Here is a 9,537-nt window from a genome sequence, read left to right as displayed (position 1 = left end):
TGGCGGCAGCCAGTGGGCTGGCGCTGGTCCCTCCAGAAAAACGCAACCCCTTAGTCACCACGTCGCGTGGTACCGGGGAGTTGATTCTCAAGGCGCTGGAAAGCGGCGCGCAAAATATCATTATTGGTATTGGTGGCAGTGCGACCAACGACGGTGGTGCGGGTATGGTACAGGCGCTGGGGGCAAAACTCTGTGACGCCAACGGTACTGACATTGGCTATGGCGGCGGTTGCCTGAATAGCCTTAATACCATTGATATCTCGGGTCTGGACCCGCGCTTAAAAACCTGTTCGATTCGTGTTGCCTGTGATGTGACGAATCCATTGACCGGCGAAAACGGTGCATCCCGCATTTTTGGTCCGCAGAAGGGCGCGACTGAAGAACGCATTATCGAGCTGGATCGTAATTTGTCTCACTTTGCCGACATCATAAAAAAATCGTTGCGCGTTGATGTGAAAAATGTGCCCGGAGCCGGAGCCGCTGGCGGTATGGGGGCGGCATTAATGGCATTTTTAGGTGCAGAACTGCGTAGCGGGATAGAGATTGTGACCCAGGCGCTGAATCTGGAAGAGCATATTCACGACTGTACGCTGGTGGTTACCGGTGAAGGACGCCTCGACAGCCAGAGTATTCACGGCAAAGTGCCTGTCGGCGTGGCAAGTGTGGCGAAGAAATACCACAAGCCGGTGATCGGTATTGCGGGCAGCCTGACACGCGATGTGGGCGTGGTGCATCAATATGGTATCGATGCCGTGTTTAGCGTATTGACCAGCATAGGTACGCTGGAAGAGGCCTTCCGGGGAGCATTTGATAATATTTATCGGTCATCCAGAAACATCGCCGCTACGCTGGCGATAGGAATGCGCAGTGCGGGGTGACATTGGCCCGCAAACCCTCTATACTTCGCGCCGAAGCTGACCAGACAGTCGCCGCTTCGTCGTCGTCCTCTTCGGGGGAGACGGGCGGAGGGGAGGAAAGTCCGGGCTCCATAGGGCAGGGTGCCAGGTAACGCCTGGGGGGGAAACCCACGACCAGTGCAACAGAGAGCAAACCGCCGATGGCCCACGCAAGTGGGATCAGGTAAGGGTGAAAGGGTGCGGTAAGAGCGCACCGCGCGGCTGGTAACAGTCCGTGGCACGGTAAACTCCACCCGGAGCAAGGCCAAATAGGGGTTCACAAGGTACGGCCCGTACTGAACCCGGGTAGGCTGCTTGAGCCAGTGAGCGATTGCTGGCCTAGATGAATGACTGTCCACGACAGAACCCGGCTTATCGGTCAGCTTCACTCTTTATAGAACCCCGCTTCGGCGGGGTTTTTGCTTTACGGCAGGCAACAAGATGAATGGCTGTCCACGACGCTATGCTCAAAAGAACGCGGCTTATCGGTCAGCGTCAACTATTAAGGAAATCCTCTTCAGAAATGGCGAGGGTTTTTGCTTTTATGGCGTGTTTTTTATGCCTACTGGTCCCGATTTTTTTGTAGGCCGGATAAGGTGCTTGCACCGCCATCCGGCAAATTTGCGGTAAATCTCATTTTTATTTTCCCGTTATTTATTCGAAAACGTCTTTTTCAGCGGCAAAGGGGTTGCTGAAAATTCCCAGTTTTGTGACAGCTAACACAAAACGCTTATCGATACGTTTCGCTATAGAAAAAACACACGTAATCGATCGAAATCACAAAATTACTTGCTGTGAAAGCATCAAAATCCAGCGTTAATTTATTGTTGCATTTGATAATTTATTGTTTATTTTGTTTTGAATAATGATAAGCGCAATGTTTCTTTATAAACAAATAAGGCAAAATAGTGTGATGCATGGCGTTATTTAACCACGATAATAATTAAATTATAATTTTATTTGATAAATTGCTCATTAAATTTAAACGTTATCCCGACCGATAATTACTCTGTAATTGCTTGAATTATCATCTTTCAACCGTCGGTTAAATAACCGTTAACGTGCATGTGTTATCGCCATAAATTTTCGTTATCCCCCCATCTTTTTTTGATTAAAGTCAGGTTAAAGTGAGATCGTTTTTCTTCATTATATTGATAAATAACGATTTTATTGGTTTATAATAATCTTGCAAAATGTAAGTGAAGGGGATTTGTGAGTGGTCGCACATATCCGTGAACGTTTAATTTGGTACACTTCCTGCCGTCAACAAAGTAATTAGAGCAGGCCGATATGAATACTATTTCTCTCCCTAAAACACAGCACTTAGTGGTCTTTCAGGAAGTCATTAGAAGTGGTTCTATCGGCTCAGCTGCAAAAGAATTAGGTTTAACTCAACCCGCAGTAAGCAAAATCATTAATGATGTTGAGGCTTATTTTGGTATTGAGTTGGTGGTGCGTAAAAATACAGGCGTCACATTGACCCAAGCCGGTCAGGTGATGCTCTCATGGTCTGAATCTATTACCCGTGAAATGAAAAACATGGTTGATGAGATGAATAGCATGACGAGCAATGCGGTTGTTGATGTGTCGTTCGGTTTCCCCTCACTGATCGCCTTTACCATCATGTCCGGCATGATTAAGAAGTTTAAAGAGGTGTTCCCGAACGCGCAGGTTTCCATGTATGAAGCCCAGCTTTCCTCTTTCTTACCAGCGGTTCGTGATGGGCGTCTGGACTTTGCAATCGGCACGTTAAGCGATGAGATGAAATTGCACGACCTGCATGTGGAGCCGCTGTTCGAGTCAGAGTTTGTTCTGGTTGCCAGTAAGTCCCGAACACGCACCGGCATCACTACGCTGAGCGCATTGCAAAATGAACAGTGGGTGTTGCCGCAAACGAATATGGGTTACTACAGCGAGCTTCTTACTACGTTACAAAAAAATGGCATCAGCAGTGAAAACATCGTTAAAACAGACTCGGTCGTCACAATTTATAATCTTGTTCTCAATGCTGATTTCTTAACAGTAATTCCCTGCGATATGACCACTCCATTTGGTTCAAACCAGTTTATTACTATTCCGGTAGAAGAGGCCTTACCGGTCGCGCGTTACGCCGCCGTCTGGTCTAAAAATTATCGAATTAAAAAAGCAGCATCAATTTTGGTGGAATTAGCCAAAGAATATTCATCATATAATTGCCAGCGACGAAAGCAATTAATTGAAGTTGATTAAAGATTAAACTCGATTTAATACGGAATTAATGCCATCGGTCTATATCAGACGTTGGTCACGGCTATCTATTTACTTTAATACCCAGGTAAGAGGTTCTAATGCACATTACATACGATCTCCCAGTTGCAATTGAAGATATCCTCGAAGCGAAAAAAAGACTGGCGGGGAAAATTTATAAAACGGGAATGCCTCGCTCTAACTATTTTAGTGAACGTTGCAAAGGGGAAATTTTCCTTAAGTTTGAGAACATGCAGCGTACTGGTTCATTTAAAATTCGCGGCGCCTTTAACAAGCTCAGTTCTTTAACTGAAGCGGAAAGATGTAAAGGCGTGGTGGCCTGCTCTGCAGGTAACCATGCGCAAGGGGTTTCCCTCTCTTGTGCGATGCTCGGTATTGACGGCAAAGTGGTGATGCCAAAAGGCGCACCGAAGTCTAAAGTGGCTGCTACCTGCGACTACTCCGCAGAAGTTGTGCTGCACGGTGACAACTTCAACGACACGATCGCTAAAGTGAGCGAGATTGTTGAAACTGAAGGCCGCATCTTTATTCCGCCTTATGATGATCCGAAAGTGATTGCCGGCCAGGGGACTATCGGTCTGGAAATTCTGGAAGATCTGTATGATGTCGATAACGTGATTGTGCCAATTGGTGGCGGCGGACTGATTGCCGGTATTGCGATAGCCATTAAATCCATCAACCCGACCATAAAAATTATTGGCGTACAGTCTGAAAACGTTCACGGCATGGCGGCTTCTTTCCACGCTGGAGAAATAACCACACACCGAACGACCGGCACCCTGGCGGATGGTTGTGACGTCTCCCGCCCGGGTACTTTGACCTATGAAATCGTTCGTGAGTTAGTGGATGACATTGTCCTGGTCAGCGAAGATGAAATTCGCAACAGTATGGTGGCATTAATTCAGCGAAATAAAGTTGTGACAGAAGGTGCAGGTGCGCTGGCATGTGCTGCATTATTAAGCGGGAAATTAGATAGCTACATCCAGAATAGAAAAACAGTCAGCATTATTTCTGGCGGTAATATCGACCTTTCTCGTGTATCCCAAATTACTGGTTTAGTTGACGCTTAATATATTTCGTTGAGGATAGGATATGAGTACTACTGATAGCATTGTATCCAGCCAGACAAAACAATCGTCCTGGCGCAAATCGGACACCACCTGGACACTGGGTTTATTTGGTACAGCCATCGGCGCCGGGGTGTTGTTCTTCCCTATCCGCGCAGGCTTTGGCGGGCTGATCCCCATTCTGTTAATGCTGGTGTTAGCGTACCCCATCGCGTTCTATTGCCACCGTGCACTGGCGCGCCTGTGTCTTTCCGGTTCTAACCCTTCCGGCAACATCACAGAAACGGTTGAAGAGCATTTTGGTAAAACGGGCGGCGTGGTCATCACGTTCCTCTACTTCTTTGCGATTTGCCCACTGCTGTGGATTTATGGCGTCACCATTACCAACACCTTTATGACCTTCTGGGAAAACCAGTTGCAGATGCCAGCGCTTAATCGTGGCTTCGTCGCGCTGTTCCTGCTGCTGTTGATGGCATTCGTCATCTACTTCGGTAAAGATCTGATGGTTAAAGTGATGAGCTTCCTGGTATGGCCATTCATTGCCAGCCTGGTACTTATCTCTCTGTCCCTGATCCCTTACTGGAACTCAGCGGTTATCCAGCAGGTGGATCTCAGCAATATAGCGTTGACCGGGCATGACGGTATTCTGGTCACCGTATGGCTGGGTATTTCCATCATGGTGTTCTCCTTCAACTTCTCGCCAATTGTTTCCTCTTTCGTGGTGTCTAAACGCGAAGAGTATGAAAAAGATTATGGCCGCGAATTTACCGAGCAGAAATGTTCCAAGATCATCTCCCGCGCCAGTATGCTGATGGTTGCAGTGGTCATGTTCTTCGCCTTTAGCTGCCTGTTCACGCTGTCTCCGGCAAATATGGCCGAAGCCAAAGCGCAGAACATTCCGGTACTGTCATACCTGGCGAACCACTTTGCTTCACTGTCCGGCACCAAGTCGACCTTCGCGACCGTTCTGGAATACGGTGCTTCTATCATCGCACTGGTCGCTATCTTCAAATCTTTCTTCGGCCACTATCTGGGCACGCTGGAAGGTCTGAACGGTCTGGTCCTGAAGTTTGGTTATAAGGGTGATAAGACCAAAGTCTCCGTTGGCAAACTTAATATCATCAGCATGGTCTTCATCATGGGTTCCACCTGGGTTGTGGCTTACGCCAACCCGAATATCCTGGACCTGATTGAAGCGATGGGTGCGCCAATTATCGCCTCACTGCTCTGCTTGCTGCCGATGTATGCCATCCGTAAAGCGCCGTCTCTGGCGAAATACCGTGGCCGTCTGGATAACGTGTTTGTTACTGCGATTGGTCTGCTGACTATCCTGAACATCGTCTACAAACTGTTTTAATCCTTAAGCTCAGGATGAGCGGAGTAGTGAAATGAATGAGTTTCCGGTAGTACTGGTTATTAATTGCGGTTCATCTTCCATTAAATTCTCAGTGCTGGATGCAGCCAACTGTGATGTTTTAATGGCGGGAATTGCAGACGGTATTAACTCTGAAAATGCGTTCATAGCAATTAATGGTGGGGAGCCGGCTAAGCTGGCTCACCACAGCTACGAAGACGCATTAAAGGCTATTGCCGCTGAACTGGAACAACGTAATTTAATGGACAGCGTGGCCTTAATTGGCCACCGCATTGCCCACGGTGGAAGTATCTTTACGGAATCAGCGATAATTACAGATGACGTTATCGATAATATTCGTCGGGTATCTCCTTTAGCACCATTACATAATTATGCGAACCTGAGCGGGATTGAATCCGCACAGCATCTTTTCCCAGGTGTACAGCAGGTGGCGGTATTTGATACCAGCTTCCACCAGACGATGGCACCTGAAGCCTATCTGTACGGTTTACCGTGGAAATATTACGAGGAGCTGGGTGTTCGTCGTTATGGCTTCCACGGCACGTCGCACCGCTATGTTTCTCAGAGAGCGCACGAGCTTCTCGACCTCCAGGATGATGATTCTGGCCTGGTTGTCGCGCACCTGGGTAACGGCGCGTCCATCTGTGCGGTCCGTAACGGACAAAGCGTGGATACCTCAATGGGTATGACGCCGCTGGAAGGACTGATGATGGGCACGCGTAGCGGTGATGTGGACTTTGGCGCAATGGCGTGGATCGCCAGTGAAACCAATCAGACGCTGAGCGACCTTGAGCGTGTCGTTAATAAAGAGTCTGGCCTGCTGGGTATTTCCGGTTTGTCCTCTGACTTACGTACGCTGGAAAAAGCCTGGCACGAAGGACACGAGCGTGCGCAGCTGGCGATTAAAACCTTTGTGCATCGTATTGCACGCCATATCGCCGGACATGCTGCATCGTTACATCGTCTTGATGGGATTATTTTCACCGGCGGCATTGGTGAAAACTCAGTCTTAATTCGCCGTCTGGTGATTGAACATCTGGCCGTATTAGGTGTGAATATCGACAGCGAAATGAATAGTCTGCCAAATTCTCATGGCGAGAGAATTATCTCTGCTAATGATGCTCGAGTTATTTGTGCAGTTATTCCGACGAATGAAGAGAAAATGATTGCTCGTGATGCCATTCATTTAGGCAGAATTAACACACCAGTAGAATTTGCATAATTAATTTTCTGTAGAGAGATTATTTTTCATGAAGGTAAATATCGATACCAGCGATATGCTGTATGCCGACGCGTGGCTTGGCTTTAAAGGTACGGACTGGAAAGAAGAAATTAATGTCCGTGATTTTATTCAGCATAACTACACGCCTTATGAAGGGGATGAATCTTTCCTCGCCGAAGCGACGCCGGCAACCACCGCATTGTGGGAAAAAGTCATGGCGGGCATCCGTATTGAAAACTCGACGCATGCGCCGGTAGATTTCGATACCAATATTGCCACTACGATCACCGCGCACGATGCCGGTTATATTGAACAAGAACTGGAAAAGATCGTCGGTCTGCAAACGGATAAGCCGCTGAAGCGTGCGCTGCATCCGTTCGGCGGCATCAACATGATCAAAAGCTCTTTTGATGCTTACGGTCGTGAAATGGATGCTGATTTTGAGTACCAGTATACCGAACTGCGTAAAACCCATAACCAGGGCGTGTTCGACGCGTATTCCCCGGATATGCTGCGCTGCCGTAAGTCCGGCGTATTAACCGGTCTGCCGGATGGCTATGGCCGTGGTCGTATCATTGGCGATTACCGCCGTGTTGCGTTGTACGGTATTCGCTACCTGGTGCGTGAACGCGAGCAGCAGTTTGCCGATCTCCAGTCGAATCTGGAGTGGGGGCAGAATCTGGAGGCGACGATTCGCCTGCGTGAAGAGCTGTCTGAGCACCGTCGTGCGCTGCTGCAAATGCAGGAAATGGCGGCGAAGTACGGTTGCGATATTTCCCGTCCGGCGCGTAACGCACAGGAAGCCGTACAGTGGGTGTATTTTGCTTATCTGGCCGCGGTGAAATCGCAGAACGGCGGCGCGATGTCGCTGGGCCGTACTGCATCGTTCCTCGACATTTACATTGAGCGCGACTTCAAAGCCGGTATCTTAAACGAGCAGCAGGCGCAGGAGTTGATCGACCACTTCATCATGAAGATCCGCATGGTGCGCTTCCTGCGTACCCCGGAATTCGACACCCTGTTCTCCGGCGATCCTATCTGGGCGACCGAAGTTATTGGTGGGATGGGGCTGGACGGCCGCACGCTGGTCACCAAAAACTCGTTCCGCTACCTGCATACGCTGCACACCATGGGACCGGCACCTGAGCCGAACCTGACGGTGCTGTGGTCTGAAGGCTTACCGATTGCCTTCAAAAAATATGCCGCACAGGTGTCTATCGTCACGTCGTCTTTACAGTATGAAAATGACGATCTGATGCGCGCTGACTTTGAAAGCGATGACTATGCCATTGCCTGCTGCGTCAGCCCGATGGTCATCGGCAAACAAATGCAGTTCTTTGGTGCGCGTGCCAACCTCGCCAAAACATTGCTGTACGCAATCAACGGCGGTGTGGATGAGAAGCTGAAAATCCAGGTCGGGCCGAAAACTGCGCCGCTGATGGATGACGTGCTGGATTACGACACGGTGATGGAGAGCCTGGACCACTTTATGGACTGGCTGGCCGTGCAGTACATCAGTGCGCTGAACATCATTCACTATATGCACGACAAGTACAGCTACGAAGCCTCGCTGATGGCGCTGCACGATCGTGATGTTTATCGCACCATGGCATGCGGTATGGCGGGTCTGTCCGTTGCTGCGGACTCCCTGTCGGCTATCAAGTACGCTCGCGTCAAACCGATCCGTGATGAAAACGGCCTGGCGGTCGACTTCGAAATTGAAGGTGACTATCCGCAGTACGGTAACAACGATGAGCGCGTAGACAGCATTGCCTGCGACCTGGTTGAACGCTTTATGAAGAAAATTAAAGTGTTGCCAACCTATCGCAACGCGGTGCCGACGCAGTCCATTCTGACCATCACCTCTAACGTGGTGTACGGCCAGAAAACCGGGAATACCCCGGACGGGCGTCGCGCAGGTACGCCGTTTGCGCCAGGTGCGAACCCGATGCACGGCCGCGATCGCAAAGGTGCCGTCGCCTCGTTGACCTCGGTGGCTAAACTGCCGTTTACCTATGCCAAAGATGGTATCTCGTACACCTTCTCGATTGTGCCGGCTGCACTGGGCAAAGAAGATAGCGTGCGTAAAACCAACCTGGTCGGTCTGCTGGACGGTTATTTCCATCATGAAGCGCATGTCGAAGGCGGTCAGCACCTGAACGTCAACGTCATGAACCGCGAAATGCTGATGGATGCTATTGAGCACCCGGAAAACTATCCGAACCTGACGATCCGCGTGTCTGGCTATGCGGTGCGCTTTAACGCGCTGACCCGCGAACAGCAGCAGGACGTTATTTCACGTACTTTCACCCAGGCGCTTTAACGCCGGAGGGGTTATGAGAAAAGTTATTGCAACCGACTGTGCGCCAGGGGCGATTGGGCCTTACGTACAGGGCGTGGATCTGGGCAGCATGGTGTTGACCTCAGGTCAAATCCCGGTATGTCCGCAGACCGGTGAAGTTGCCGAACACGTGACCGATCAGGCGCGTCAGAGTCTGGAAAACGTGAAAGCGATCGTTGAGTCCGCCGGTTTGAAAGTGAACGATATCGTGAAGACCACCGTTTTCGTGGCCGATCTGAACGACTTCGCCACCATTAATCAGGTGTATCAGCAGTTCTTTGATGAGCACGAGGCTATCTATCCGGCACGCAGCTGTGTGCAGGTTGCTCGCTTGCCGAAGGATGTGAAGCTGGAGATTGAAGCCATCGCCGTACGCGGCGACACGGTGT

7 protein-coding genes and 1 other RNA gene are annotated in these 9,537 nt (G+C 49.7%); all 8 read left to right on the top strand.

Going from position 1 to position 9,537, the window contains the following annotated elements:
• On the top strand, positions 1-878 hold an 878-nt coding region (locus FDX01_RS17025; protein WP_249361005.1), incomplete at its 5' end, for a glycerate kinase.
• 32 nt (positions 879-910) lie between these two features.
• Positions 911-1,287: RNase P RNA component class A (gene rnpB, locus FDX01_RS17020), an RNA gene on the top strand.
• Between the two features lie 899 nt (positions 1,288-2,186).
• Complete coding sequence (gene tdcA / locus FDX01_RS17015) at positions 2,187-3,125, top strand: transcriptional regulator TdcA (RefSeq protein WP_096755562.1); 939 nt, start codon at positions 2,187-2,189, stop codon at positions 3,123-3,125.
• A 98-nt stretch (positions 3,126-3,223) separates the two neighbouring features.
• Entirely contained in the window at positions 3,224-4,213 is a 990-nt protein-coding gene (tdcB, locus tag FDX01_RS17010) for a bifunctional threonine ammonia-lyase/L-serine ammonia-lyase TdcB (RefSeq protein WP_096755563.1), read from the top strand.
• Between the two features lie 22 nt (positions 4,214-4,235).
• Positions 4,236-5,567 (top strand): threonine/serine transporter TdcC, encoded by a 1,332-nt coding sequence (tdcC, locus tag FDX01_RS17005; RefSeq protein ID WP_096755564.1) that lies wholly within the window; start codon positions 4,236-4,238, stop codon positions 5,565-5,567.
• Positions 5,568-5,598: 31 nt separating this feature from the next.
• The gene (tdcD, locus tag FDX01_RS17000; RefSeq protein ID WP_096755565.1) at positions 5,599-6,807 is read left to right on the top strand and encodes a propionate kinase; all 1,209 of its coding nucleotides are present in this window, start codon (positions 5,599-5,601) and stop codon (positions 6,805-6,807) included.
• Positions 6,808-6,835: 28 nt separating this feature from the next.
• Positions 6,836-9,130, top strand: coding sequence for a 2-ketobutyrate formate-lyase/pyruvate formate-lyase (tdcE, locus tag FDX01_RS16995; protein ID WP_096755566.1), 2,295 nt, complete (start codon positions 6,836-6,838; stop codon positions 9,128-9,130).
• Positions 9,131-9,143: 13 nt separating this feature from the next.
• Positions 9,144-9,537: enamine/imine deaminase (locus FDX01_RS16990; RefSeq protein WP_096755567.1), on the top strand; the 394-nt coding region annotated here is incomplete at its 3' end.

The organism is Citrobacter sp. wls613 (assembly GCF_005281195.1).
GTDB classification, from domain to species: Bacteria; Pseudomonadota; Gammaproteobacteria; order Enterobacterales; family Enterobacteriaceae; genus Citrobacter; species Citrobacter gillenii.
The sequence above is the reverse complement of the archived record's forward strand: the minus strand, read 5'-3'. Positions and strand labels throughout refer to the sequence as shown.

Excerpts from the sequence above, each read along its gene's own strand:
- tdcA (WP_096755562.1), top strand. The coding sequence starts at position 2,187 with ATGAATACTATTTCTCTCCCTAAAACACAGCACTTAGTGGTCTTTCAG.
- tdcB (WP_096755563.1), top strand. The coding sequence starts at position 3,224 with ATGCACATTACATACGATCTCCCAGTTGCAATTGAAGATATCCTCGAA.
- tdcC (WP_096755564.1), top strand. The coding sequence starts at position 4,236 with ATGAGTACTACTGATAGCATTGTATCCAGCCAGACAAAACAATCGTCC.
- tdcD (WP_096755565.1), top strand. The coding sequence starts at position 5,599 with ATGAATGAGTTTCCGGTAGTACTGGTTATTAATTGCGGTTCATCTTCC.
- tdcE (WP_096755566.1), top strand. The coding sequence starts at position 6,836 with ATGAAGGTAAATATCGATACCAGCGATATGCTGTATGCCGACGCGTGG.